Origin of the sequence: Staphylococcus equorum (assembly GCF_029531845.1) — a bacterium.
Lineage (GTDB): Bacteria > Bacillota > Bacilli > Staphylococcales > Staphylococcaceae > Staphylococcus > Staphylococcus equorum_C.
Genome location: NZ_JAMBPV010000001.1, coordinates 432,176 through 456,647 on the forward strand (window position 1 = coordinate 432,176; position 24,472 = coordinate 456,647).

The window sequence follows — 24,472 nt, forward strand, 5'->3', positions numbered from 1 at the left end:
AATTTGTAAGCGCATACATAGTATAGTTTAATAAACAAACAGAAGGGATGATTTATATGAAAAATATTTTATTATCATGTTCCGCAGGGATGTCTACAAGTTTATTAGTTACTAAGATGAAAGAGGCAGCAGAAAGTGCTGATATTGAGGTTAATATTGAAGCTGTATCAAGTGATAATGCTTTTTCAAAATTAGATAACTATGACGTGTTATTAATTGGTCCACAAATGAGATTCATGAAACGAAAATTTGAAAAATACGCTAAAGAAAATGATATCGAAATTCCTATTGATATTATTGATACTGTTGCATATGGGCGTATTGATGGTGATGGAGTATTAAAGCAATCACTAAATTTAATAGGAAAGTAGTGAAATTATATGGAAAATAAATTTATGGAAAAACTGGAAGATATATTATTGCCAATTGCAGATAACTTGAATAACAATAAGTATCTTTCAAGTTTAAGAGATGGATTTATGGTTGCTTTACCTTTAATTATTTTTGGTTCAATTTTTATTGTAATAGCCAATTTTCCATTTTTAGACAAAATATTATCCGAAGCACAATTTTCGGCTTGGCAAGCTATGGTTGGGCCAGCTTCAGAGTCCACGCTCTCGATAATGGGACTATATGTAATTATAGGAATTGGTTATAAGCTGACAGAGAAAAATGGATTTGAAGGTATTTATGGGGCAGTAACAGCATTAAGTAGTGTTTTGATTTTAACGCCTCAAGTATTTGAAAAAACGGAAGGTGTCATACCGGTTGAGATTTTAGGGGCAAAGGGTATGTTCTTAGGTATTTTTGTGTCTATTATTTCGTGTGAAATATATAGTTACTTATGTCGGAAAGAGATAACAATTAAAATGCCTAATGGTGTACCGACTCAAGTAGCAAAATCATTTAGTGCCTTAATCCCTATTTCAGTAACACTTTCGGTGATATTAATCGTTAGAATATTAATTTCCTTTACACCTTTCGATACATTACAAAATTTTATTTATACTATCTTGCAACAACCACTAACAGAATTAGGTAGTGGATTGACGGCTACAATTATTGCAGTGCTTTTAATACAAATATTTTGGTTTTTTGGATTACATGGCCAAATTATAGTAAATACAGTGTTTGATCCAATTTGGTATTCTTTGAATAACGAAAATTTAGAGGCATTTAAAGCAAACCAAGAGCTGCCTAATATCATTACAAAACAGTTTATAGATACATTTTTAGTGGGTATGGGCGGTACTGGTGGCACGATGGTGGTCATTATATTAATATTTATTGTCTCCAGAAGTCAACAAAACAAAGAAATTGGAAAGTTAGGTGCCCCAGCTTCGATTTTTAATGTGAACGAACCGATATTATTTGGGTTACCAGTAATTATGAATCCAATCATACTTGTACCGTGGATGATTGCTCCAGTAGTAGTAACTATAATAACTTATTTTTCTATGGAGTTAGGATTGGTACCTAAACCTTCTGGGGTAATTGTTCCTTGGACAACTCCTATTTTTATAAGTGGATATTTAGCTACAGGAAATGCTTGGCAAGGTGCAGTGTTACAGCTATTTAATTTAATTGTTACGTTCTTAATATGGTTACCATTTTTTAAAGTATTGGACAATGGCTATTTTAGAAAAGAACGTGAAAAATCAAAGAGTGAGGAGTAATATATCATGGATAATACAGAAATAGCATTCCAAATTATCTTGCTTGCTGGAAATGGAAGATCAAGTGCAATGGAAGCAATTCAATATGTGAAAGAAAATGATTTTGAGACAGCTAAGGAAAAAATGAAAGAAGCAGAACAAGAAATAAATAAGGCGCACAATTTTCAAACAAGTTTATTGCAAGAAGAAGCACGAGGCAAAGATTATCAATTAAATTTAATACTTATACATTCACAAGATCATTTAATGAATGCACTAACGATAAAAGATATGGCAAATGAAATTATCGATATTTATCTAGAAATTAAAGAAAAAAGATAGGAGAGAACTTTTATGAAAATTACTTTTCCAAAAGACTTTTGGTGGGGCAGTGCGGCAAGTGCGACACAAACTGAAGGAACGAAATCTATGACTGAACAATCCATATGGGATTATTGGTATGAACAAGAACCAAATCGATTTTATGATAATGTAGGACCAGATATCACATCGAATTTTTATAACACATATAAAGAAGATATTAAACTTATGAAAGAAACAGGGCATAATTCGTTCCGTTTATCCATTTCTTGGACAAGGATGATAAATCAAGAAACAGGAAACACAAATGAAAATGCAGTTGAATTTTATAATAATGTCATTAATGAATTAATAGCTAATGACATTGAGCCTTTTGTTAATTTATATCATTTTGATATGCCCATGAAACAACAAAATAAAGGCGGTTTTGAATCAAGAGAAGTCGTCGAAAATTATGTTGATTATGCACAAAAATGCTTTGATTTATATGGTGATAGAGTGAAAAAATGGTTTACGTTTAACGAGCCAATTGTGCCAGTTGAAGGAGGGTATTTATATAATTTCCATTATCCTGATATAAATGATGCTAAAAGAGGTTTTCAATATGCTTTTAATACGATATTAGCAAATGCTAAAACGATTAAGTTATTTAAAGAGAAAAACTATAATGGAGAAATAGGAATAGTCTTGAACTTAACGCCATCTTATCCAAGAAGTGAAAATGAGGAAGACAAAAAAGCTGCATCAATAGCAGATTTATTCTTTAATAAGAGTTTTCTAGATCCTGCTACAAAAGGTGTTTTTCCAGAACAATTAGTAGAAATGATCAAAGAACACGATTTATTGCCTTTTTATAAAGGTGAAGATTTGGAAATCATAAAACGTAATACAGTAGACTTATTAGGTGTAAATTATTACTTGCCTCGACGTGTTAAAGTTAAAGAGAGTTTACCTAATCCTAATTCGCCGTTCACCCCAGAATTTTATTTTGATAATTATGAAATGCCAGGCAGAAAAATGAATCCTTATAGAGGTTGGGAAATTTACCCTAAAGGCATCTATGATATCATGAAAAACTTACAAAATAACTATGGTAATATTACTTCATTTATTTCTGAAAATGGAATGGGTGTCGAGAATGAAGCAAGGTTTATAGAAAATAACCAAATTCAAGATGATTATAGAATCAATTTTCTGAAAGATCATTTGTATTGGCTAAATAAAGCAATTAAAGAAGGTGCAAATTGTAAAGGTTACCATATGTGGACATTTATGGATAATTGGTCTTGGATGAATGCTTATAAAAATAGATATGGATTTGCTTCTGTGGACATTAAGACGCAAGCACGTACAATTAAAAAGAGTGGGTACTGGTTTAAAAAATTATCAGAAGAAAATATGTTTGAATTATAATATATATTCAATACTAAAGTGTAAGGTAATTGGAGTGAGGGAATGAACAAAAGAACTTTAAAGATTATACGGCTTATGTATAATTATTCAAGCACCTATATTTCTGGAGAGTTTATAGGTAAAAGTTTGAGTGTTTCTCCTAGAACTGTTAGAAATGATTTGAAAGAATTAAATGAATCAGAAAAAGAATTCGGGTTTCATATTTTTTCTAAAAAATCAGTGGGATATAAATTGATAATTAAAAACAAAGAGAAATTCAATTTATTTCTAAATGACCAATATTTAAAAGATGAGCTTCTGAATTTTAATAATCAAGATAGTAGGGTCAGATATATATTTAGTAAATTACTTGTATTGGATAACTATGTAAAGATTGATGATTTAAGTGAGCGAATGTTTGTAAGTGATACTACTATAAAGAAAGACTTGAAAATGATACGGGGGCAGCTAGAAAAACATGATTTAAATCTTATAACAAGCCCATATCACGGGTTGAAAATAGATGGACATGAATTTCAGAAAAGATATGCAATTGCCGAATTTTTATTAGATCCGTTATCTATGGATGAGTTTTTTGATAGTGAAGAAATAAATTTACTTAAAAATAAAATTATCGGAATAATCAATCGATTTAAAATTACAATACCTGATGTAAAATTAGAAAATTTAGTTGTTCACATTTATATAGCGCTGTTTAGGGTTGAACATAAACTAATTATTAAAGATGAAGGAAATATATTTAATGACTATACGAAAACGAGTGATGATGTTAATCAATTTTTTAAACAATTAGTAGAAATGATAGAATGTAATTTTAAAATCCAATTACCTACTAAAGAAAAACAATATATTTGGGCACATATATTAACATCAGGCCTAATTTCTGAAAATGCTAATATTCATGAAAATAGGGAACTAAATACGTTGATTAAGCATATTTTAAGAAGAATAAAACAAGTCTTTCACTTAGATTTAACGGACGAAGAAGAATTGAGAAATAATCTAAGTTTACATTTATCTACTTCTATTACTAGATATAAATATAAAATGAATATCCGAAACCCACTTTTAGCAGAAATTAAAAAAAACTATCCATTTTCATTTGATATCGCTTTAGTTGGAAGTAAAGTGATTGAAGAAGTGTATAAAATAAGGATTTCTGAAAGTGAAATAGGCTACCTAGCTTTACATTTTGAACTTGCTTTGAAGAAACCTAACAATTTGGATAATAAGATTAATACAACAATTGTTTGTGCCTCTGGTTTAGCTAGTTCACAGCTAATAAAATATAAATTAATTGAAAACTTTAGTAACGAAATAAAGACAACCAATTCATTACAATTGTATGAATTAAGTGAGAATAAATTGCAAGGAACAGATTTAATAATATCAACCATTCCTTTGGAAAAAGACTTCTCTGCGCCTGTCATTTATGTGAATACAATTTTAAGTGATGTAGATATTTTAAACCTGAAAAAATTTATAGATAACTACCATGTAGATCAAAAAGAAAAATTGATTGAACTTTTTGCTATTAAAAGTAATATTGAAAGCAAAGATGAGTTATTGTCAGAAATTGAGCATGATTTAAAAGAATTACATTATATAAAGTCAGACTTTTTTGATAAGGTTAATGAACGAGAAGAAGTAGCTACAACGGCTTATGGTAACCTTATCGCTGTTCCTCACCCCGTCACGCCTTCTGCTAAAAAGTCTTTTATTTATATAGTTAAATTAGATAAACCCATTCAATGGGGGAACAAAGATGTTCAACTTGTTTTTTGTTTAGGTTTAAAATCACAAACAACAGTTGATATGGAACCTATTTTCAAAAGAATAAGTCATATTATCAATGATTTTAGTTTAGTAGTAGAATTACTAAATCAGCCAGACGAAAAAAATTTAAAGGACACGTACTTTGATATTTATTAATTATGAATTTTAAATAATATAAAAGGTCTGGGCTTTGAGCTCCAGACCTTCTTTAATATCATTACAAATAGTTATACTAAATTAAAATATTCTTCAACAGTAAGGTTTTGATTTGTTATTTTTACTGCGTCTTCTTTTCCTAGATATCTTAAATGCCATGGCTCGTACATAAACCCTGTGATATGTTCTTTGCCTTTAGGATAACGTATGATAAACCCATAATTGTGGGCATTATCTTGGAGCCATTTGCTTTCTTTCGTATATTGAAACTGTTCTTTTATAGATTCATCTAGTCCTGGAGAAGCGACGTCAAAGGCTAACCCTGTCTGATGTTCAGAATAACCCGGCTCAGCGCTATAAGTTTTAGCTTTCTTTAACCCATCACGATTAACGTAGATGTAGAATAAACGTGACTGTTTGAAATAAGATCTAAAACCACTAATAATAATTAATTGAAAACCCTGCTTGTCAGCATCATTAATCATCTGATTTAAAGCTGTGTTAGCTTCTTTTTTGGGAAAAGGCATATAAAGTGGACTAACTTTATATGCTCTATTTACAATAATGTGATTATTTATGTAATATGCACCATTCTTTTTAATAATGGTATTAGGAGCGTCTTTTTTCTTATTCGTTAATAAATATAAAGTCACGAGTATAACTACAGCTGGTATTAATTTTTTCATATAATCACCTTTTTAATTAGACTTTTTATTTAATAAACAAAAACTACTGTTTGTATATATTTCATAGATACTCCATATCAAATGGAGCTCTAAGCAGAAACGGAAAACTTTTTTACTTTTGACAATCGATTTAATACTAAACGCAATAAATATAAATTGAACTATTTTTAATAAGAGCGCGCTCAAAAGGGACTGATATTTAAAAAGCGTTATATACCAGAGACTTTGTGTTATTAATTGCCCAGTGTAAGCTAAAAAGAACTTTTGATTTTTATGTAAGTGCAAAAACGACAAAGGGAGCGCTGAGATAGTATTTATAATGAGCCATATTATAGGTAGAAATAAACTGTCCATCATTTTTTTAGGTTTTAAAAGTTTTTCATATTTTTCCTCATTGTTTCTTATAGAAAGATCAGAAACCTGAAAAATCACAAGCGAGGGATAAAAAAGCTTTAATAATAGTATGAATATTTTCAAATAATCAGTCCTTTTGTTATTTAAAATATAAAGGGTTTCATTTTAGGATAAGTCAAAAACTTACTAATTCATAATATAAACACTTTCTTATTTAGAATGTTTAGCGTTCTTTTTTTGTCTAGAAAAATAAAAATCCAGAAACCTACTCTAATCAAGTAAGCTTTCTGGATTTTTAATTACTAGTCTTTTGTTGTTTGCTCTTTCACGCCTTTTGTGACAGCTTCAGCAAAGTCGTAGATGGACTGTTTATAGTCATTTGTATTTTCTCTTGTGGAGCGACCAAGGTCATCGTCATCAAAAAATGCCTTGCGATATTCTGTTGAAATCTCAAGTTGAACACCTGAGCCCGTATCATTTTTATTAATAATATTTTGGCTGGAATCTCCATTTACATAATTCGGGCTATTTTCAACATTAAAATCTTCTTTTTCTAATTCTTTACGAATAGAGTTGGCCATATCTTTATCTTTACCACCAATATAGACCACTTTTTTATCTTCTTGAATGCCGTGAATGGACACCGTTTCATCAGATTTGCTGGTCATGTCTTTTAATTTGGGATCATCAAAGCGTGTCGAAGTAATATGCAATTTAGCATTATTTGATTTTAATAAACCTTCAAAACTATATAGATTAAAGTTACCTTTTTTAGAAATAATTTTTGCCAATTCAGAAGTGCCGGGCTCAATGCCGCCACCATGAATGGCAGTAACTAATATATCTTTATTATTTGTTGTTTTTGTATTGAGTTGCCAATCGCGATTTTCCTTATTATCGGCTTTCAGTTCTTCAAAATTCTTATAATAATCTTGATTTTGAGGCTCGTCGTTTTTCCACACATATAAAAAATATAAAGAAAGTAAAATAGCGGCAACGATAGCTAACATAATCAAATAGTATAAATACAAGTGGAAGATTCTTTTCATAATTGTCTCCTGTAATACATATTTAGTGGCTATAAAAGTATAACAAATTTAATAGGTTATACAGGTTATGTGTTGATTACAATTGCATTACTTACTACTTAATAGTCATTTACAATTGAGGTAGGGGCATGTGTTTATGCCGTAGACCATATGTCATAATGAGTTACAATGCTGTGGAATTATATTTCTTTAACCGCGAAATAATTATTTTCTGCATCTGCAAAATTAAAGACTCTGCCCATAGGTAAATCCATAATATCTCCGACTGTATTTTGTTTCGATTTCAATCGATTATATAAGTTATCGAATTGTGTTGTTGCGAAAATCAATGAAGGTGTTGCTGTACTGACACCCATCTCCATTTCCTCAACTTTAGTCTTGTCTTGCAATACAATGGCAGTTTGAGCAGTGTCTTCTGGAAGTAGTTTGACGACGCGCATACCCATTTCCTCGCCATCATCTGCTACTACAAAGTCTAAATTTTCTGTCCAAAATTCAATCGCTTTATCGTGATCATATACGTATATCATAACTTCATCTAATTTTTTAATCATTGCGCCATCTCCTTCATTGTTTATCTTACCTTGCACATAAGTATATTAAATATATTCAGTAATGCAAAATAATAGCATTGTTGGATATCTACCATTTTAATAGGGAATATAGCTATTATAAGCAAATAACTTTCGAGAAATTTCAATACATGATTTAATGTAATTGTAAAAGTTACAATTAAAGGTGATGTGAATGAATTTAGAGTTTAATATAGCAGTTCATCTTCTAACATTTCTAGTTAAGCATTCAGACGCGCGTTATAGTAGTGGGTCGTTATCAGAGCGGATATGCATTAACCCAGTGCAATTACGCAGGGTGACAAGAAAGTTAAATAATCAACACTACCTAGATGCTAGTAGAGGGAAGTATGGTGGTTATCAAGCAAATGAAGCGACCGCCGATGTTAATCTGGCAGACTTATTTGAATTATTTAATGAGGAAAGATCAGATGGACGTATATTTACAGGTGATGAAGGTAGCGATTGTGAGATTTCCAGGGAAATAGGAACCACGATGTCTAAGTTTCAGCAAAAAGAAAATGATATATTAATTAATTATTATAAAAGTGTAACGATTACTGATGTATTAGACGATGTATTGAAGGAGGATATTCATGAGACAATTTGATTTAGTGATTATAGGGTTTGGTAAAGGTGGCAAAACATTAGCGAAATTTGCTTCGGCACAAGGTAAAAAAGTAGCGGTCATTGAGAAGTCTAAAGCGATGTATGGTGGTACTTGTATCAATGTGGGTTGTATTCCTTCAAAAACGCTTGTTCACGAAGGTCTAACTCATAATGATTTCAACAAAGCATTTTCTAGAAAAAAAGATGTGGTAGATGCGTTAAATAGTAAAAATTATCATAATCTTGCAGATGATAATAATATTGAAGTATTGGATTATACTGCGAAATTCAAATCTAACAATGAAGTGAACTTATTAAATGACAATGGTGATGTAGTGGAAACATTGCATGCGGAAGACGTTGTTATTAATACTGGTGCAATGTCAGTAATTCCGCCAATAACAGGTGTTGAAAGTTCTCAACATTTATATGATTCTGCTGGGATTATGAGTTTGGATTTTCAACCTAAACAATTAGTTATCATTGGTGCTGGCTATATTGCTTTAGAATTTGCATCTATGTTTGCTAATTTCGGCACACAAGTGACTATACTTGAACGTGGTAATGATATTATGACTAAGGAAGATAAAGATATAGTTACAGAAGTTAAAAAAGATTTAGCTACTAAAGGCGTAAATATCATATACAATGTGAATACAGAACGTTTTGAAGATGCTGAATCTGGAACTATTGTGCATACATCTAATGGAGATTATGAAGCGGATGCAGTCCTTTTAGCAACTGGTCGTAAGCCAAATGTGGATTTAGATTTAGACAACACGAATGTAACGCTTGGTAAACATGGAGAAATTAAAGTGAATGAATACCTCCAAACGGATGCACCACACGTTTATGCAATGGGTGATGTTAAAGGAGGTATGCAATTCACATATATCTCTTTAGATGACTTTAGGATTGTTAAAGACCAACTCTTTGGAACGGGTGCACGTTCTACTGAAAATAGAGGCGCTGTACCTTATACAGTATTTATTGATCCGCCAATGGCACGTGTAGGTTTGACTGGTGAAGAAGCTAAAAATGAAGGCTATAATGTGATAGAAAATGCACTTCCAGTTAACGCTATTCCTAGACATAAAGTGAATAATGACCCAAGAGGCTTGTTTAAAGTAGTAGTGAATAAAGATACGGAAACAATACTTGGAGCAACATTATATGGGTTAGAATCAGAAGAAATTATTAATGTATTAAAATTAGCAATAGATCAGAAATTAAACTATAAGGTATTGAAAGATAATATTTATACACATCCAACGATGGTTGAATCATTTAATGATTTATTCGATATATAATAGTATAGAAATTATAAAAGGTGAAAGACTCCATATAGGGAATCTTTCACCTTTTTACATACAATAAATATTAGGTCATTGCCATAATAATAACACCTATAAGGCCAAAAAGGCCGAAAACTAATGACATCACACCGAAACTAATCAAACTTTGTTTTTTACTCGTGTCACCTTTTTTTGAAAGGCGTTTATTTAAACCTAGCAGTACAACACCAAGGATAATAAGTAATATTGAACCATAGAACATTTTGCGTCCCCCCTAAATTATATTTATCACGTTTGAATATCTTTATTATGTATTTACCCGGTAAATGATGTGAACTAACTCAATATACCATGCACAGTTCAATTATAGGTAGTGTTTTTCCTGAAGATTAAATAAGCAAAAATAAAAGATGAGTATACTGTTTCAAAGTTAACAGTGATACTCATCTTTTGGAGTGTAATCAATATTATAGATTATTGTGACTCACATCCGCGTGTGTATAATTTTTTAGTAATGAACAACCTAATGGATGGTGACCATTGTCTACATATTCATTAATTTCTTCAAGTACATCTAAGATTTCATATTCCGGCGTATTTACATCAAACGTATATTTGAACACTTGCTTCTTATCGGATAATACTGTTGCGATGAGTTCATCATTGTGCATTTTGTAATTTAATAATTGCATAGTAATCCCTCACTTTTTTAATATTTTAATCCAATAGTTGGATTGGTTTAATTGAGAATTTATTTCATTGATTAACTAATTAGATTGTAATTGTTCTAATCTGATATCTAGTATACATTAAATTTTATAAAATGTAGAGGGTAATGACTCGAAAAAATAAAACTTTTTAAAATAAAAATGTAAATAAACACCAAATCGTTTGTTGTAAGCGTTTTTAAATAATAATAATTTTAAAGTAGTTTGAAAAATAAAAGGGGAAGTTTGAAGTCTATAGGATAAATTGATATGATACAGAGAATTAAATAAAAGCTTTCTAGGGTTCCGCAACGCTTAATATTGGTCTGGTCCGAGAGGAAGCCACATGTTAAATGTGACACGGAAGGATAAAAGCCTGGGAGATAGTAGTGATGACTATCTCTCGGGCTTTTTTTATTTTAATAGGAGGAATATGAATGAATTGGATAAAAATTATTATCGCATCAATATTTGAAGTTGGTTGGGTCGTAGGATTAACACATGCCACGACAGCTTTTGAATGGACGTTAACAATTATAGCTATATTTTTGAGCTTTTATTTGCTTATAGATGCATCAAAGCTGTTACCGGTGGGCACATCATATGCAGTATTTGTTGGTCTGGGGACGACGGGGGTTACCGTATTTGACTTTGCTTTCTTTGGTCAGGAAGTTAATTATGGAAAAATCATTTTAATTTTGACACTACTTTTAGGTGTGATTTGTTTGAAATTAGTAACACCAGATAAAGGGGGAGAAGCATAATGGCTTGGATATTATTAATCATTGCAGGTATGTTTGAAATGTTAGGTATTACTTTTCTAAATGCGTATGTGCATACACGAAAAAAATCAGCTGTCATAGGATTGATAGGTTTCTTTAGTTTGAGTTTCTTAGCTTTATCTATGGCAATGACTCAATTGCCTATGAGTACAGCGTATGCGGTCTGGACAGGTATTGGTGCAGTGGGCGGAGCGATATTAGGTATGGTTTTTTATAAAGAGTCTACGGACATCAAAAGAATAATTTGTATTGCAGTCATATTAACTAGTACAGTTGGTTTAAAATTATTGAGTTGATGTCGAAGTGATAAAGAGAAGGGAATTTCTAATCAGTTGACGATAAGAAATATGGGCTAGGTGTATTGCGGTGACATAGTGTAATTGATACGATGTATATAAGATGGAGGTGCATGTAATGGAAGGACTTGCAGCATTTATTACGATTACATTAATGATTATTATTGTTCCTGGTCCAGATTTTTTTGTAGTAATGAAAAATTCGATCACTTCAGGTAAAGGGAATGGTGCAATGGCTGCGTTAGGTATTACGTCTGCCCACGTTGTTTATTCTTTATTAGCAGTATTTGGTATTATATTTATCTTGGCAAATATGTATTATGTCTTTCTAATGATTAAAATTTTAGGTGCGTGTTATCTGATTTATTTAGGAATTAAAAGTATCATCTGTGCACGTCAAAGCATGAATTTTTCAACATCCCAAATGCAAGCACAACAGATTAGTTATTTAAGTTCTTATAGACAGGGTTTTATTAGCACAATATTAAACCCTAAAGCATTACTTTATTACATAAGTATATTACCGCAGTTTATAACTGCTGGTGAGGGTGTGTCATCGCAAATTGCAATATTATCTGCAATAGTAACAACGGTTATTCTCATCTGGTTTATTTTTTGCGTATACATATTCCAATATATCAAATTACTTTTTGGAAATAGAAAAATAAAAGCGTTGTTTGATTATGCGGTAGGTGCCATCCTCATTAGTTTATCTATCAGTTTATTATTTAGTAAAAGTAGCTAATTTAACTTAAAAGCTTAGCATCAATACATTTTCAATTCAGTCAACTACTGCCAAAATAACAAAAGAAGCTGAGACATATTATTATGCCTCAGCTTCTTTTCTAAATATAGTTTCTAGAAAACCTCAATGCTCTATGGACGGAAATAAGCATCTTCAGAAATCAATACCTTGATACCACGATAAATATTTTTGATTGTGTACCAAATCGTTACAACTAATAGAAGGATTGCCACTACAATTGCTATTATTGCAATTGTAGTATTCTGTTGATCGATAATTGTAGTTCCGAATGCTGCGCTTAAAACTAATAGAATTGGTCCAATATACGTTATAATATGATAAACTAATGATTTTGCCGCATGAGTTGAAGCGGGTTTATCAGCAAAAATCCATAGGATAATAGGTAATATAATTGGTGCAAAGAATATACTGAAATAACTGACTGCTGCTAATACACGACCACTTTGTGTGTCATGATGTAACATTTTTTCGCTCATTTGTATCACCTCACTTGGATAATAACAAGAATACTTATTGAAATATAGATATATTGCTTCATCTAACAGTATTGTAAGATATAAGCTTCGTTAAAAAGAATAATAAAATATTGGATGATAAATAGAGAAGAGGTAATAAATATGAAAATTTATTTAGTTCGTCATGGAGAGTCACAGTCGAATTATGATAAAAAACAAGGTAAAAAATATTTTTGTGGTCAATTAGATGTTCCTTTAACAGAAAGTGGTGCGTATTCTGCCCAATTGCTACAAAGCTACTTTGAAAAAAAGAATATCGAGCACGTGTATATATCTGATTTGACTCGCACGAGACAAACATATAATGCAATATTTGATAAGCACATCCCAGCGAGTGTAACACCTTTATTAAGAGAGCGTTCTTTAGGCATCTTTGAAGGTAAAATGGTAGATGTAATTGAACGAAATCCGGAATATCATGCTTATTTTAATGATGAGAATTTACTTGCTTTTCGCCATAGTTTCACACAAAAAGCACCCGAAGGAGAAAGTTATTCGGATGTATTACAGCGTGTTGAACAATTTTTCAAACATGAACTGGATTCGTCTTTAGAGTCTATCGCAATTGTTGCGCATCAAGTCGTAATCAGATGCTTTCTTGTTTACTTACGTTATGAAACGAAAGAAACTGTAATTGATAGAAAAATAGAAAACTGTGTACCTTATGAACTTGAAATATAAGATAAACAAAAAACCTGAACTACGACGTTGTCGGTTCAGGTTTAATATTTTTTAGCTGCTATTAAGCTATCATGAAATCCTTGGAATAATGTATTGATATTGTCTAAAAAACTCCCGACAATAACAGCCAGTATGACGTAAGTTACACTTAACGCAATTGTTTTAAAAGAAACGACGCCATATTTTTCTTTCTTCTCAAAGAGATTAAAAGCTATGAAAATAGCAGCCACGGCACCTATTAATATAGTTAATATCATAATGGTGTGGCCTCCTTAAAATTATTAATGAGCGACTGTGCTTTTAATAACGTATTTCTTAACTTGTATTTATCTTAACAAATTAAGCTTTGAGAAAAACAGGATAATCATATTAAAAAACCTTACAATCATGTAAGGTTTTTTACGAGAATAAGTCAAAGTCTGTCAATGAATGAGTGAAAAATGGCTTAACGCCTTTGCCATCACGGAAAAGTGACATGTCATCGTTTTGTAACCTTGACTAATAATGTGAAACATAAATAACAAGCATGTCGCTAAAACAACAATCTTTTGACACAAATGCTAAAAGCGTAGTGCTTTAGATTTAAGTATTTGTCATCTATTTATCTACTGCATCGCTCTCAATCCCTTTTTCATCTAGGAATTTCTTAATTGATTTTTGCTTTTTATGATTAACGTTTCCAGCAACTTTGGCAGGAACATCAACAACGTTGAGTTTATTATCAGGTTGGTAATCTATTTCTTCAATTTCTTTATCAACATGTTTGATTGTGCTGTTTAGGGATGTAAAATAATCGATAATTTCATCGAGGTTATCTTTATAGCCACTCGGAATGTTGTTATCTTCTACGAAATTTTTGAAGTGAAGATCATTTTTAACTGCATTATTCGATAAATTTGATAAACGTTTTTCTTGTGCATCAGTGATTTTTGTATCTGTGCCAATCTGTTTATCTAACTTATATTGCATGAGATATTTATTATCAATAATAAGTGAGTTAACATCCAAATATTTTTTGATTGCTTTATTCATTTCATCTTCACTAATATCTTCACCCTTTTTATCTGAATGGAAGATATCTTTCTCAGCCAATTTTTTTACATTTTTAGGTGCATTGCGCTCATTCCCTTTATCTTGTTCATCATCTTCTGTATTACCATTTGAGCATGCTGCGAGTAAGACAGTTAGCATCAAAACTAACGATAAAATTACACTTTTCTTCATAAATAATATTGCTCCTTTAATAATAGTCGTTCTATTTTAACAGTCCCATTGTATGTTTACATATGTTCTTAGAAAATTATAACTTAAGCGTATCATGTAGTGCTATCGATTTGTATGATGAATTGAATAATAAACGCACAATCTGTTGAACAAATTAATGGTAAAAGCCGATAATTGCTATATAAATTTAAAAATTCATTAGATTTTCATTTTAAAATGTTAGCTAATGTTAATGGTTAATCACATAGATATAAGAATATAATGGTTATACTCAGATTCAGAAGGAAACGGTATACAAAAAGGAGAACCGCATAGCGGTTCTCCTTTTTTGTATTATTAAATGATAGGGGCGGGATTAATGTCTGATGATATAATCAAAAGCGTTTAATGCTGCATTTGCGCCAGCGCCCATAGAAATAATGATTTGTTTATTACGATCGTCAGTAACATCACCAGCTGCGAAAATACCAGGGATGCTTGTAGCATTCTTACGATCAATTACAATTTCTTTAGCTTGGTTTAATTCAACATAGTTATCAAGCCATTCAGTGTTTGGTAATAAACCAATCTGAACAAAAATGCCTTCGAGTTCTAAAGTATGGTCTTCGCCAAGTGATTTATCCTGATATTTAATACCAGTTACTGCACTGTCACCTAAAACTTCAGTGGTTTGAGCATTTTTAATTATAGTTACATTTGGTAAAGAAGCCAAACGTTCTTGTAATACGTTGTCTGCTTTAAGCGTAGCGTTACGTTCAAGTAACGTTACGTGTTTAACGATACCTGCCAAGTCGATTGCAGCTTCGACTCCAGAGTTACCGCCACCTACAACAGCAACATTTTTATTTTCGAATAAAGGACCATCACAATGTGGGCAGAATGCAACCCCTTTATTGATTAATCCTTCTTCGCCAGGTACTTCTAGCTTACGCCAACGTGCACCTGTTGAAATGATAACAGTTTTACTTGTTAATTGTGCACCATTATCTAAAGTGACAATAATACCGTTATCTGTTTTTTCAATATCGCTAGCACGAATACCAGTCATTACATCGATATTGTATTGTTTAATATGATCTTCGAGAGCTGAAGTAAATTTAGGACCGTCTGTTTCCTTAACAGTGACAAAGTTTTCGATAGTAGCGGTATCGTTGACTTGACCTCCGATGCGGTCTGCTACAATACCTGTACGTAAACCTTTACGCGCAGTATAAATTGCTGCACTACCACTAGCAGGTCCACCTCCGACAATTAATACATCGTATGGATCTTTGTCGTTAAATTCGGCTGGATCTGCTTGGCTGCCTAAGCTTGCTAAAATATCTTGAACTGTCATACGTCCGTTACCAAACTCTTCTCCATCTAAGAAGATTGCAGGAACGGCCATAATGTCTTCAGATTCTTCTCTAAAGATAGATCCGTCTACCATAGAATGCGTGATATTAGGATTTACTAAACTCATTAAGTTTAAAGCTTGAACAACGTCGGGACATTTTTGACAAGTTAAACTAATAAAAGTCTCAAAATGTAAAGGACGGTCTAAAGCTTTGATTTGATCTATAACTGCTTGTTCTTCTTTTGGTGCACGACCGCTTACTTGTAATAAGGCGAGAACAAGAGAGTTGAACTCATGACCCATAGGTAAACCAGCGAATGTAATACCTGTTTCTTCACCAGGTCTATTAACAGAAAAGCTTGGCGTACGTTTAAGGTCAACTTCTTCTATAGTAATGCGAGATGACATCTCAGCTACTTCATCTAATAATGCTTTTAATTCTTTAGACTTTTCATCTGAACCCAAACTTGCGCTTAGTACAACGTCACCTTCCATTAATTGAAGTAATTGTTGTAATTGTGATTTTAGCTGATCATTAAGCATTTAAATCAATGCCTCCTTAGATTTTACCTACTAAGTCAAGACCAGGTTGTAATGTTTCTGAACCTTCTTCCCATTTAGCTGGGCAAACTTCACCTGGGTGTTGACGTACATATTGTGCTGCTTTGATTTTGTGTACTAATGTACTTGCGTCACGGCCGATACCGTCAGCATTAACTTCAGCAGCTTGTACAACACCGTCAGGATCTACGATGAAAGTACCACGTTGAGCTAAGCCTAATTCTTCATCTAATACGTCAAAGCTACGAGTGATTGTTTGAGAAGGGTCACCAATCATAGTGTATTGGATTTTGTTAATTGCTTCTGAATGGTCATGCCAAGCTTTGTGTACGAAATGCGTATCAGTTGAAACTGAGTACACGTTTACGCCCAATTCTTGTAATTTATCATATTGTCCTTGTAAATCTTCTAATTCAGTTGGACATACGAATGAGAAATCTGCTGGGTAGAAGCAAATAACGCTCCATGAACCTTTTAAGTTTTCATCTGAAACCTCGAAAAATTCATCTTGTTTTGGATCATAAGCATTTGCTGTGAATGGTAAAATTTCTTTGTTAATTAAAGACATAAAAAACTTCCTCCTGATTTATTAACTAAATTTGATTAGAATACTAGTTAAGTAGATTATTATATTTTGTTAATTGTAATAATTCTAATCTTTCACTTTCTATTATTACATGCGCGTATATTCTCGTCAACGATGAAGGGTTATATAGCGAAAGTGTAAAATAACGCTCTATGTGTGCTTTTTGGGCTACTATTGATAAGTGGAAATGTGAATGGAAAAGAGAGCGTTTACATAATTACTATAACCTTTCCACATATTAAATAGCCTTTCAATTCTCAACTAAACATATGAAAATGAGAAGAAAGGCTTATTATTTATTAAATTGGTTTAAAAACGTTGCTAATATAGTCTTTGGACTAATTTTTACAATTTTGTGAACGACTAGCGTTTACGAAATTTATACTTATAAGCAATGAACAACGACACCATACCAAGAATAAACCAAATTAACAGATACAGTAGATTCAAGCTCGCCTTATCGATTTCTAATTCTAAAATTAACCCGAAAGGTAATATTTCCAGTACTTTGTCGAAAAAGCCTAACTTTATAACACCTTCTAGAGTGTTAAATATTGGTGTCATACCAAAGAGAATGAACGGTACCATCATTAATGTTGTGGCAGTACCAACGGTGTTAGACAACAAGCCAAAGACTAAACCAAGTACAAGGTAAAAGCATAGCATGACTACAAGACCTAAATAAGTTTGGAAATCAAAATTCACGTTATTGTTAACAATTATTAAGCTTATGATAGTCGTAATGATAGTGATGATAAAAATGATGATGACTTTAGATAACAATATTTCAATATTAGATGCTGGTGATTCTACTAAGCCTTTCAAGGTTCCTTTTTCATTTTCCTCGGAAATCATAGTGATAAGAGGTGAGGTAGCAACGAACACAAATGCCATGTTAATTATGATGAACTGCATTATAGTCGGTGCGCTTTGACCTGAATTTGCAGTCGGAATGATGCTGTAAAATATACTGATTAATATGATGATTAACGGCATGAAAATAATGGAAGGGTTACGTATAGATTCTTTAAAGTCTTTCTCTAAGAGTGCTGATAAGCGTGTGATATTCATACTAAACAAGCTCCTTTCCAGTGATTTTCAAGAAAACATCGTCAAGTGTTGGTAAATCAGATGAAATGTATTTTAAGTCATTTGCTTCGAGCATGTCTGTAATATATTGTGCGGATTCGTTAGTCATGGGTAATGTTTTTTCTCGATTATTATTATGAATGACTTTAATTGTATGATTTGCATGATTAAAACGAAAGTTCTCTGGTGTATCAAGTTCTTTGAGTACACCTGACTCTATAAAAGCCACGCGATCGCATAATGCGTTTGCTTCTTCCATATTATGCGTTGTTAAAAATATCGTTGTTCCACGTTCATTTAATGTTTTAAGACCTTTATGCACGTGTTGGATTGTCATAGGATCTAAAGATGCTGTTGGTTCATCTAAAAATAATAACTCAGGTTGGTGTATGATGGCTTTAGCAAGTAGCACACGTTGCTTCATGCCAGCAGACAAGTTTTTAAATAATGATTTTTTGTCCTGTGTTAAACCAACAAATTCTAAAGCTTCGGCAACTTTTTGTAATGGAAGGTTGTTAAGTTTTGCGAATAATTTTAAGTTATCCCAAATGCTTTGGCGTTCATAAGCTGTACTGTGATCTGTAAGAATACCAATTTTTGACATAAAGTTGCTTGTACCTATTTCAGAACCATAGTGTCCAAGAACATTTAGACTGCCCTCAGACGGATCGTATGTTCCAGTTAACATTTTAATTGTTGTTGTCTTCCCAGAGCCACTAGGACCAAGAAAACCAAAAATCTCTCCTTTTTTTACAGTGAAATTCATATCTTTAATGGCCGTTTTGTTTTTAAATGCCTTTGTTACATGATTCATTTCAATTATATGTTCCATTAAATTACCTCCTTTTGAAGTGACTTCAGCATAGCGTGTTCACGCGCATCTGACGTTCAAAAGAAGGTGAAGTGTAACGTATAAGTGTTGAATTGTTACTCATTAATATTGAAAAATCGTTCTATTTCTTTTGCTTTCTGCCTAGATAAAGGAATGAGCATTTCTTTAGTATTATTGAGTCGTATTGAATAGTTGTTTTTAGACCAAGAAATAATTTCGCTAACTTTTTGTAAGTTTACGATATAAGAACGATGACATCTATAAAAACCATAAGGAACAATAATCGTTTCAATAGCTTGTAAAGTCGTATCATGGGTATATTGTTCATTGCCTACATGTATAACAACTTTGCCATCTTGACCTTCTAAGTAATCAATGTCGATGGGATCTAAAAACAACGTTTTTTCATTGGTTTTAACTGTTAGACGCTTGATTTGTTGACGCTCTAATTGGTTGCTGTCGCTTATATCTTGCTGATGATTTGGTTCATATTGTGACGTTTCTATAGGTTTAAATGTTTTTTCAGTAAGGCGATAACAATTGTTGCTGATAAGTAATGCTTCTTCTGTGTGATTAGTTAGCGTAATAATTGAATTATATTTGCTGAGTTCATTTAGTAAGTTGAGTACGGTGTGTTTTGTTTCAATAGAGAGATTTTGTAAAGGTTCTTTAATAATAAATTTCGTTTCAGGTACAAGGAATAATTTTGCTAAATGTACGAGTTTAAGTTCGGAAGTTGTGAGCTTTTTAATTTTCTTATGATTGAAAGGGAATAACTTACATTCATAAAGTACTGTATCTAAAGATAATTTTGAATCGTACCACTTACACCAAAATTTAATGATTTCTCTTACTGATAGTCGTTCTGGTAGTGGAGCTTTAAGCGTGTAAGTCTTAAAACCGCTCGTATCTTGATTGAGTTCTATAATCGAATTTTGAAACTCATCTTCTGTGACAATAGTAGCTAAATCATTTTGAAGTTCAACTAATCTATTATCTTTTACAAATAATTCTATATGTTTAACCATAAATAATACTCCTATTGTGTATTTATAAAACAGTATAACAAGCTATAATGATAATGTGTGATATTTTCATGGAATAAGACCTATTTTATACAATAAATAGGTCTTATATTTCCTTGGGAATATAAATTTACCAAAGAAGGCTTTAGTACTTAATTACATGAATGATCCTACCATCCACCAAATTATTGCAGCAACAGGGAAGAACAGCCACCAGTAACCTGCTAAGAATTCCCAACCATTCATAGAATGTTTCTCTTTATCATCTGAAACAGGTTGCTGATATGTCTCAATAATTGTATTTTTCAGCTGTTTGTCTCCTTTAATGAGTTCGTCTAATGAAATGTCGAACAGATCACTCATTTTAATTAACATATCAATACTTGGATAGACTTTATTCAATTCCCATTTTGAAATACTTTGACGTGAAATATTAAGTATTTCGGCTAAATCATCTTGAGACCAATTTTTTTGTTCTCTTTGTTCTTTAATCTTTGTCCCGATTTCCATACCAACCACATCCTTTATTTAAGGGTAAAATATTACATGTTCAGTGTCACGAACCTAATGTTATTTTCAGCCGCAACAACAGGTTGCAATCGTGTTACTATCATCTTAATATGTTTTTTAAAAATGAAATATGTAAAATATTGGCTTATATTAAAAGGAATTTATGAACCATCTCTTTAATGTAATAATACCCATTATTTTCTATTATAATAAAAAACTGCCTAAGTTATAACTTAGGCAGTGGCAAAATCTGCGGCTTTGTTGGCAGTTTTTGTGCACGCTTTCCGCGGGCACAGCCTCAGCCTTTAGTCTTCGGCTAGTGCTTTTTCCGCAGGAGTCGGCCCAAATCACTGCCATTTTTTAACACCAAATAATATAATTTAACCATTCTCAGAAGTATTAAATAACGAACAATGGTTATTTAAAAGATAATATATAAAAACAAACCAAATGCTTTTATAGCAATTGGTTTATCTATGTTCTGAAACTTCCTAAGTTATTACTTAGGAAGCTAATAATTAATTATGAAATTTTTATCTATCCCAATATCTTGCTCTATCAAAAGCTTGCACAATTGTATTAGGGTCATCCGAAATGAAAACACCAGCTGCTTCTAGGTTCAATTTGGCATCTGCTAAATTTGTCGCAGCTGCTTGGTTAACGATTAATGGTTTATTGTGTTTATAAGTGAGTTCTGCAAACTCCTCGGCAGGCGGAAGCATGTCGCTACCATCTGAAAGTACAATTAAACTATCAAATAAAGTTGGATGAGCAGTATCAAATGTTTCAGTAATACCATAGTCTTCTGAGATATCTTTAGGATGTTGTCCCACAAATGCATAGTTTAATTTATTTTCAGTGAATGTTTTAGCATAAGATTTTAGCGTATCAGCGCTAATTTCGCCGTTTACTGCGACAGCTACAGAATGTCCAGCTAACGGAATATCGAATTTTTCCATTGTTAGTTTGCTATCTTTTGCGTCTGATTGAACTTCTTCGTTTTCTGCAGGCACTTCCACGCCTACATTTTTAGCTATACGTTCGGCTAATGTACGGTCGACCTTGTTTAATTGGTTAACAGCATTTTGTTTAACCATGACCGATTTACACATACCAATTTCAAATGAAAAGCCATCTACTGTATGATCGAATTCGGGTTGCGTGAGGCTGTTTAAATAAAGCTTGGCTTGGCTATAATAATCTTTGAAACTTTCACTGCGTTTTTGAATTTTACGGCCTTCAACTTTTTCTTGGTAGTGCTCATAACCACCTTCTTCTTTCGGTGTAGTATGAGGGTCATTATGATTCAGCGCATTTTTATGATACGCAACTTGTCCTTTGTTTACATTTGTTTGATGCATGCCGTCTCTTTGGTTGTTGTGTACTTCATTTACAGGGCGGTTAATTGGAATTTGATTGAAGTTTGGACCGCCCAATCTTGTGATTTGTGTATCTGTATAGGAGAATAAACGTCCTTGTAATAATGGATCATTAGAAAAGTCGATGCCTGGCACAATATGTCCTGGATGGAATGCGGCTTGTTCTGTTTCATCAAACACATTCGTAACATTTTGGTTTAACGTCATTTTACCAACTCTTTGTACTGGAACTTCATCTTCAGGCCAAATCTTCGTAGGGTCTAAAATATCAAAATCAAAGTCAAACTCTTGTTCTGGACGAATAATTTGTAGGCCTAATTCCCATTCAGGATAATCGCCTTTTTCGATAGCTTCATAAAGGTCTTTACGATGGAAATCGACGTCTTTACCATGTAGCATTTGTGCTTCATCCCATACGAGAGACTCTAATCCTTGTAATGGTTTCCAATGGAATTTAACAAAGTAAGATTGTCTTTCGCTATTAACCAGGCGGAATGTGTGAATACCAAAACCTTCAATTTGTCTGAAGCTTTTTGGTATGCCGCGATCGCTCAGAGCCCATACTGTTGTGTGTGTTGATTCAGGATTTTGGGCAAAGAAATCATAAAAGGTATCATGTGCGGTACCACCTTGAGGCATTTCATTATGTGGTTCCGGTTTTACTGCGTGAATTAAATCTGGGAACTTGATTGCATCTTGTATGAAAAATACTGGTATATCGTTACCTACTAGGTCAAAAATACCTTCATCTGTATAAAATTTTGTCGCAAAGCCACGGACATCTCTTACTGTATCAGGAGAACCTTTAGAACCTTGGACTGTGGAAAATCTAACAAATACTGGCGTTGTTTTCTCGGGGTGAGTTAAAAAGTCGGCTGAAGTATATTTCGATAAATCTTCATAAACTTGAAATTCGCCATGTGCACCAAAGCCACGGGCATGGACAACACGTTCTGGAATGCGTTCATGATCGAAATGCATGATTTTTTCTCTGAAATGGAAATCTTCTAATAAGCTAGGACCACGTTCACCAACAGTTAGCGTGTTTTCATCTTCACTTACTTTGACACCATTATTAGTCGTCATTGCTTTATCGTCATTGTTTTTTTCTACTTCATTTAATTGATCTTTCTTTTTGTTGCTCATTAAAATACCCCCTATTTTTACGTATATTTAGTGTTTTCCACGTTACGGTAAAGAGAAACATATCTATTGGTTAAATAAATTATTTTAAATGATTTTTAAATTATCTTATGCATTGCGAGAGGATTGTAAGTGATAGATTATCAACAAGTCACTGATTTTGTTGGTAGTTTTTTGTGCACGCTTTCCACGGGCACAGGCTTAGCCTGTAGTCTTCGGTTAGTGATTTTCCCGCAGGGGTCGACTCAAATCACTGAAAAATTTTAAGGAAAAAACTATAAAAAAACAAACCAAATACTTTTATCACTTGGTTTGTCTATGGTTTATAGCACAGAAATAATCTGTGCCGTGAGTGAAAGAGGGGCTAGTCTACAAATGTGACATCTACTTGTCCAACATTGCTATATTCTGCTTTATAAGACCCTATTTCTACAGGGACAGGTGATATGAAAGTACCTGAAGAAATGATTTGACCTTTGTGTAATTTTTTATCATGTGTTGCGAGTTTTTGTGCAAGCCATTTAACGGACTCAACTGGATTACCGAGCACTTCGGTAGAGTCGCCTTCATGTTCTACTGTCCCGTTATACGATAGTTTCATATGGATATTTGCAAAATCTTCATATAATAAGGGTTCAATTGTTTCACCAACGACAATTAATCCTGTCGCAGTATTGTCTGATAATAAATCAGCTAAAGTAAAATTAGGGAACCAATTTTTGTAGCGTGCATCGGGTATTTCAATACCTGGCGCAACATTAACGCTAGATAGGATTTCTTCATTTGTTGGATTAGGAGATAAATCTTCCGTTAGGATAAACATAATTTCCGGTTCAATTAAGGGTGAAAATAAACTTGAAAGGGAGATGGACCCATTACTTTCTACAATTTTAGAAGAAAGTATTGTGCCGTAAGCTGGCTCGTTTGTATTAGCGATACTTTGTGTTGCTGCACTTGTCATACTTACTTTATAGCCGGCTATATTAGATTTATCAACGTCTTGGAGTTTATCGATAAGTAAATCTTGTGTTTGATATGCTTCTCGTTCACTGATAGTGTGTGTTTTACTAATAAAGTCTATGGGTTCGTGCTGTTTAAAGGCTTCAAACAATGCGTCTACAACAATTGTATTGGCTTGTGTCATGAAATATTAG

The 24,472-nt window shown here is 32.6% G+C and carries 28 protein-coding genes and 1 riboswitch; of the genes, 11 read left to right on the plus strand and 17 right to left on the minus strand.

All coding sequences use genetic code 11. The features are described 5' to 3' along the window. Positions 1-56: 56 nt before the first annotated feature. The 5 genes from M4L39_RS01880 to M4L39_RS01900 are packed head-to-tail and all read left to right on the plus strand — an operon-like array spanning position 57 to position 5,321. Complete coding sequence (locus M4L39_RS01880; RefSeq protein WP_065337227.1) at positions 57-371, plus strand: PTS sugar transporter subunit IIB; 315 nt, start codon at positions 57-59, stop codon at positions 369-371. Positions 372-380: 9 nt separating this feature from the next. Then, positions 381-1,676, plus strand: coding sequence for a PTS cellobiose transporter subunit IIC (gene celB / locus M4L39_RS01885; protein WP_277580471.1), 1,296 nt, complete (start codon positions 381-383; stop codon positions 1,674-1,676). Positions 1,677-1,682: 6 nt separating this feature from the next. Then, on the plus strand, positions 1,683-1,997 hold the full coding sequence (locus M4L39_RS01890; protein ID WP_277580472.1) for a PTS lactose/cellobiose transporter subunit IIA: 315 nt from the start codon (positions 1,683-1,685) through the stop codon (positions 1,995-1,997). A 12-nt stretch (positions 1,998-2,009) separates the two neighbouring features. Beyond that, on the plus strand, positions 2,010-3,389 hold the full coding sequence (locus tag M4L39_RS01895) for a glycoside hydrolase family 1 protein (protein WP_277580473.1): 1,380 nt from the start codon (positions 2,010-2,012) through the stop codon (positions 3,387-3,389). Between the two features lie 42 nt (positions 3,390-3,431). Further along, positions 3,432-5,321, plus strand: coding sequence for a BglG family transcription antiterminator (locus M4L39_RS01900; RefSeq protein WP_277580474.1), 1,890 nt, complete (start codon positions 3,432-3,434; stop codon positions 5,319-5,321). A gap of 71 nt (positions 5,322-5,392) precedes the next feature. Here M4L39_RS01900 and M4L39_RS01905 read toward each other — a convergent pair whose 3' ends face one another. The 4 genes from M4L39_RS01905 to M4L39_RS01915 form a co-directional block, all read right to left on the minus strand. Further along, a complete protein-coding gene (locus M4L39_RS01905) occupies positions 5,393-6,007 on the minus strand; it encodes a M15 family metallopeptidase (RefSeq protein WP_277580475.1) in 615 nt (204 codons plus the stop codon). Between the two features lie 12 nt (positions 6,008-6,019). Continuing rightward, entirely contained in the window at positions 6,020-6,439 is a 420-nt protein-coding gene (locus M4L39_RS14575) for a tryptophan-rich sensory protein (RefSeq protein ID WP_431197613.1), read from the minus strand. A gap of 224 nt (positions 6,440-6,663) precedes the next feature. Continuing rightward, the gene (locus M4L39_RS01910; protein WP_277580476.1) at positions 6,664-7,410 is read right to left on the minus strand and encodes a poly-gamma-glutamate hydrolase family protein; all 747 of its coding nucleotides are present in this window, start codon (positions 7,408-7,410) and stop codon (positions 6,664-6,666) included. A gap of 179 nt (positions 7,411-7,589) precedes the next feature. Continuing rightward, on the minus strand, positions 7,590-7,964 hold the full coding sequence (locus M4L39_RS01915; RefSeq protein ID WP_277580477.1) for a VOC family protein: 375 nt from the start codon (positions 7,962-7,964) through the stop codon (positions 7,590-7,592). 193 nt (positions 7,965-8,157) lie between these two features. On the opposite strand from M4L39_RS01915, the gene hypR reads away from it, so the two are divergent. Then, the gene (gene hypR, locus M4L39_RS01920; RefSeq protein ID WP_277580478.1) at positions 8,158-8,592 is read left to right on the plus strand and encodes a redox-sensitive transcriptional regulator HypR; all 435 of its coding nucleotides are present in this window, start codon (positions 8,158-8,160) and stop codon (positions 8,590-8,592) included. Further along, the gene (gene merA, locus M4L39_RS01925; protein ID WP_277580479.1) at positions 8,579-9,901 is read left to right on the plus strand and encodes a hypothiocyanous acid reductase MerA; all 1,323 of its coding nucleotides are present in this window, start codon (positions 8,579-8,581) and stop codon (positions 9,899-9,901) included. The genes hypR and merA overlap by 14 nt, the downstream gene beginning before the upstream one ends. A 70-nt stretch (positions 9,902-9,971) precedes the next feature. On the opposite strand, the gene M4L39_RS01930 is transcribed toward merA, so the two are convergent. Together M4L39_RS01930 and M4L39_RS01935 are read right to left on the minus strand one after the other, a co-directional pair. Beyond that, positions 9,972-10,148, minus strand: a complete 177-nt coding sequence (locus M4L39_RS01930; protein ID WP_277580480.1) for a hypothetical protein — start codon at positions 10,146-10,148, stop codon at positions 9,972-9,974. 205 nt (positions 10,149-10,353) lie between these two features. Then, positions 10,354-10,578, minus strand: coding sequence for a hypothetical protein (locus tag M4L39_RS01935; RefSeq protein ID WP_277580481.1), 225 nt, complete (start codon positions 10,576-10,578; stop codon positions 10,354-10,356). 302 nt (positions 10,579-10,880) lie between these two features. Next, positions 10,881-10,978, plus strand: a riboswitch (guanidine-I (ykkC/yxkD leader). A gap of 52 nt (positions 10,979-11,030) precedes the next feature. On the opposite strand from M4L39_RS01935, the gene M4L39_RS01940 reads away from it, so the two are divergent. The 3 genes from M4L39_RS01940 (at position 11,031) to M4L39_RS01950 (ending at position 12,416) form a co-directional block, all read left to right on the plus strand. Beyond that, positions 11,031-11,357, plus strand: coding sequence for a DMT family transporter (locus M4L39_RS01940; protein ID WP_277580482.1), 327 nt, complete (start codon positions 11,031-11,033; stop codon positions 11,355-11,357). Further along, positions 11,357-11,671 (plus strand): DMT family transporter, encoded by a 315-nt coding sequence (locus M4L39_RS01945; RefSeq protein ID WP_277580483.1) that lies wholly within the window; start codon positions 11,357-11,359, stop codon positions 11,669-11,671. The genes M4L39_RS01940 and M4L39_RS01945 overlap by 1 nt, the downstream gene beginning before the upstream one ends. A gap of 118 nt (positions 11,672-11,789) precedes the next feature. Further along, the gene (locus tag M4L39_RS01950) at positions 11,790-12,416 is read left to right on the plus strand and encodes a LysE family translocator (protein WP_277580484.1); all 627 of its coding nucleotides are present in this window, start codon (positions 11,790-11,792) and stop codon (positions 12,414-12,416) included. Positions 12,417-12,547: 131 nt separating this feature from the next. On the opposite strand, the gene M4L39_RS01955 is transcribed toward M4L39_RS01950, so the two are convergent. After that, positions 12,548-12,913 carry a DUF4870 domain-containing protein gene (locus tag M4L39_RS01955; RefSeq protein WP_277580485.1) on the minus strand — a complete coding sequence of 122 codons (366 nt, stop codon included), beginning with the start codon at positions 12,911-12,913 and terminating at the stop codon, positions 12,548-12,550. Positions 12,914-13,054: 141 nt separating this feature from the next. On the opposite strand from M4L39_RS01955, the gene M4L39_RS01960 reads away from it, so the two are divergent. Then, complete coding sequence (locus tag M4L39_RS01960; RefSeq protein WP_277580486.1) at positions 13,055-13,633, plus strand: histidine phosphatase family protein; 579 nt, start codon at positions 13,055-13,057, stop codon at positions 13,631-13,633. A 41-nt stretch (positions 13,634-13,674) separates the two neighbouring features. Here M4L39_RS01960 and M4L39_RS01965 read toward each other — a convergent pair whose 3' ends face one another. The 10 genes from M4L39_RS01965 to M4L39_RS02010 form a co-directional block, all read right to left on the minus strand. Continuing rightward, on the minus strand, positions 13,675-13,890 hold the full coding sequence (locus M4L39_RS01965) for a hypothetical protein (RefSeq protein WP_277580487.1): 216 nt from the start codon (positions 13,888-13,890) through the stop codon (positions 13,675-13,677). 340 nt (positions 13,891-14,230) lie between these two features. Beyond that, positions 14,231-14,857, minus strand: a complete 627-nt coding sequence (locus M4L39_RS01970; protein WP_277580488.1) for an NDxxF motif lipoprotein — start codon at positions 14,855-14,857, stop codon at positions 14,231-14,233. Between the two features lie 355 nt (positions 14,858-15,212). After that, positions 15,213-16,736, minus strand: a complete 1,524-nt coding sequence (gene ahpF, locus M4L39_RS01975; protein ID WP_277580489.1) for an alkyl hydroperoxide reductase subunit F — start codon at positions 16,734-16,736, stop codon at positions 15,213-15,215. A 16-nt stretch (positions 16,737-16,752) separates the two neighbouring features. After that, positions 16,753-17,322, minus strand: coding sequence for an alkyl hydroperoxide reductase subunit C (gene ahpC / locus M4L39_RS01980; protein WP_277580490.1), 570 nt, complete (start codon positions 17,320-17,322; stop codon positions 16,753-16,755). 381 nt (positions 17,323-17,703) lie between these two features. Continuing rightward, a complete protein-coding gene (locus tag M4L39_RS01985) occupies positions 17,704-18,411 on the minus strand; it encodes an ABC transporter permease (RefSeq protein WP_277580491.1) in 708 nt (235 codons plus the stop codon). A gap of 1 nt (position 18,412) precedes the next feature. Beyond that, on the minus strand, positions 18,413-19,261 hold the full coding sequence (locus M4L39_RS01990; RefSeq protein WP_277580492.1) for an ABC transporter ATP-binding protein: 849 nt from the start codon (positions 19,259-19,261) through the stop codon (positions 18,413-18,415). Between the two features lie 95 nt (positions 19,262-19,356). Beyond that, positions 19,357-20,289 (minus strand): LytTR family transcriptional regulator DNA-binding domain-containing protein, encoded by a 933-nt coding sequence (locus M4L39_RS01995; protein ID WP_277580493.1) that lies wholly within the window; start codon positions 20,287-20,289, stop codon positions 19,357-19,359. Between the two features lie 153 nt (positions 20,290-20,442). Continuing rightward, the gene (locus M4L39_RS02000; protein ID WP_277580494.1) at positions 20,443-20,796 is read right to left on the minus strand and encodes a helix-turn-helix domain-containing protein; all 354 of its coding nucleotides are present in this window, start codon (positions 20,794-20,796) and stop codon (positions 20,443-20,445) included. Positions 20,797-21,329: 533 nt separating this feature from the next. Further along, the gene (locus M4L39_RS02005) at positions 21,330-23,321 is read right to left on the minus strand and encodes a catalase (RefSeq protein ID WP_277580495.1); all 1,992 of its coding nucleotides are present in this window, start codon (positions 23,319-23,321) and stop codon (positions 21,330-21,332) included. A gap of 361 nt (positions 23,322-23,682) precedes the next feature. Next, positions 23,683-24,462, minus strand: coding sequence for a 2-keto-4-pentenoate hydratase (locus M4L39_RS02010; protein WP_277580496.1), 780 nt, complete (start codon positions 24,460-24,462; stop codon positions 23,683-23,685). Positions 24,463-24,472 lie beyond the last annotated feature (10 nt).

What these genes read in the sequence shown, in the direction of transcription:
- M4L39_RS01880 (WP_065337227.1), top strand. Translation starts at nt 57, where the DNA reads ATGAAAAATATTTTATTATCATGTTCCGCAGGGATGTCTACAAGTTTA.
- celB (WP_277580471.1), top strand. Translation starts at nt 381, where the DNA reads ATGGAAAATAAATTTATGGAAAAACTGGAAGATATATTATTGCCAATT.
- M4L39_RS01890 (WP_277580472.1), top strand. Translation starts at nt 1,683, where the DNA reads ATGGATAATACAGAAATAGCATTCCAAATTATCTTGCTTGCTGGAAAT.
- M4L39_RS01895 (WP_277580473.1), top strand. Translation starts at nt 2,010, where the DNA reads ATGAAAATTACTTTTCCAAAAGACTTTTGGTGGGGCAGTGCGGCAAGT.
- M4L39_RS01900 (WP_277580474.1), top strand. Translation starts at nt 3,432, where the DNA reads ATGAACAAAAGAACTTTAAAGATTATACGGCTTATGTATAATTATTCA.
- M4L39_RS01905 (WP_277580475.1), bottom strand. Translation starts at nt 6,007, where the DNA reads ATGAAAAAATTAATACCAGCTGTAGTTATACTCGTGACTTTATATTTA.
- M4L39_RS01910 (WP_277580476.1), bottom strand. Translation starts at nt 7,410, where the DNA reads ATGAAAAGAATCTTCCACTTGTATTTATACTATTTGATTATGTTAGCT.
- M4L39_RS01915 (WP_277580477.1), bottom strand. Translation starts at nt 7,964, where the DNA reads ATGATTAAAAAATTAGATGAAGTTATGATATACGTATATGATCACGAT.
- hypR (WP_277580478.1), top strand. Translation starts at nt 8,158, where the DNA reads ATGAATTTAGAGTTTAATATAGCAGTTCATCTTCTAACATTTCTAGTT.
- merA (WP_277580479.1), top strand. Translation starts at nt 8,579, where the DNA reads ATGAGACAATTTGATTTAGTGATTATAGGGTTTGGTAAAGGTGGCAAA.
- M4L39_RS01930 (WP_277580480.1), bottom strand. Translation starts at nt 10,148, where the DNA reads ATGTTCTATGGTTCAATATTACTTATTATCCTTGGTGTTGTACTGCTA.
- M4L39_RS01935 (WP_277580481.1), bottom strand. Translation starts at nt 10,578, where the DNA reads ATGCAATTATTAAATTACAAAATGCACAATGATGAACTCATCGCAACA.
- M4L39_RS01940 (WP_277580482.1), top strand. Translation starts at nt 11,031, where the DNA reads ATGAATTGGATAAAAATTATTATCGCATCAATATTTGAAGTTGGTTGG.
- M4L39_RS01945 (WP_277580483.1), top strand. Translation starts at nt 11,357, where the DNA reads ATGGCTTGGATATTATTAATCATTGCAGGTATGTTTGAAATGTTAGGT.
- M4L39_RS01950 (WP_277580484.1), top strand. Translation starts at nt 11,790, where the DNA reads ATGGAAGGACTTGCAGCATTTATTACGATTACATTAATGATTATTATT.
- M4L39_RS01955 (WP_277580485.1), bottom strand. Translation starts at nt 12,913, where the DNA reads ATGAGCGAAAAAATGTTACATCATGACACACAAAGTGGTCGTGTATTA.
- M4L39_RS01960 (WP_277580486.1), top strand. Translation starts at nt 13,055, where the DNA reads ATGAAAATTTATTTAGTTCGTCATGGAGAGTCACAGTCGAATTATGAT.
- M4L39_RS01965 (WP_277580487.1), bottom strand. Translation starts at nt 13,890, where the DNA reads ATGATATTAACTATATTAATAGGTGCCGTGGCTGCTATTTTCATAGCT.
- M4L39_RS01970 (WP_277580488.1), bottom strand. Translation starts at nt 14,857, where the DNA reads ATGAAGAAAAGTGTAATTTTATCGTTAGTTTTGATGCTAACTGTCTTA.
- ahpF (WP_277580489.1), bottom strand. Translation starts at nt 16,736, where the DNA reads ATGCTTAATGATCAGCTAAAATCACAATTACAACAATTACTTCAATTA.
- ahpC (WP_277580490.1), bottom strand. Translation starts at nt 17,322, where the DNA reads ATGTCTTTAATTAACAAAGAAATTTTACCATTCACAGCAAATGCTTAT.
- M4L39_RS01985 (WP_277580491.1), bottom strand. Translation starts at nt 18,411, where the DNA reads ATGAATATCACACGCTTATCAGCACTCTTAGAGAAAGACTTTAAAGAA.
- M4L39_RS01990 (WP_277580492.1), bottom strand. Translation starts at nt 19,261, where the DNA reads ATGGAACATATAATTGAAATGAATCATGTAACAAAGGCATTTAAAAAC.
- M4L39_RS01995 (WP_277580493.1), bottom strand. Translation starts at nt 20,289, where the DNA reads ATGGTTAAACATATAGAATTATTTGTAAAAGATAATAGATTAGTTGAA.
- M4L39_RS02000 (WP_277580494.1), bottom strand. Translation starts at nt 20,796, where the DNA reads ATGGAAATCGGGACAAAGATTAAAGAACAAAGAGAACAAAAAAATTGG.
- M4L39_RS02005 (WP_277580495.1), bottom strand. Translation starts at nt 23,321, where the DNA reads ATGAGCAACAAAAAGAAAGATCAATTAAATGAAGTAGAAAAAAACAAT.
- M4L39_RS02010 (WP_277580496.1), bottom strand. Translation starts at nt 24,462, where the DNA reads ATGACACAAGCCAATACAATTGTTGTAGACGCATTGTTTGAAGCCTTT.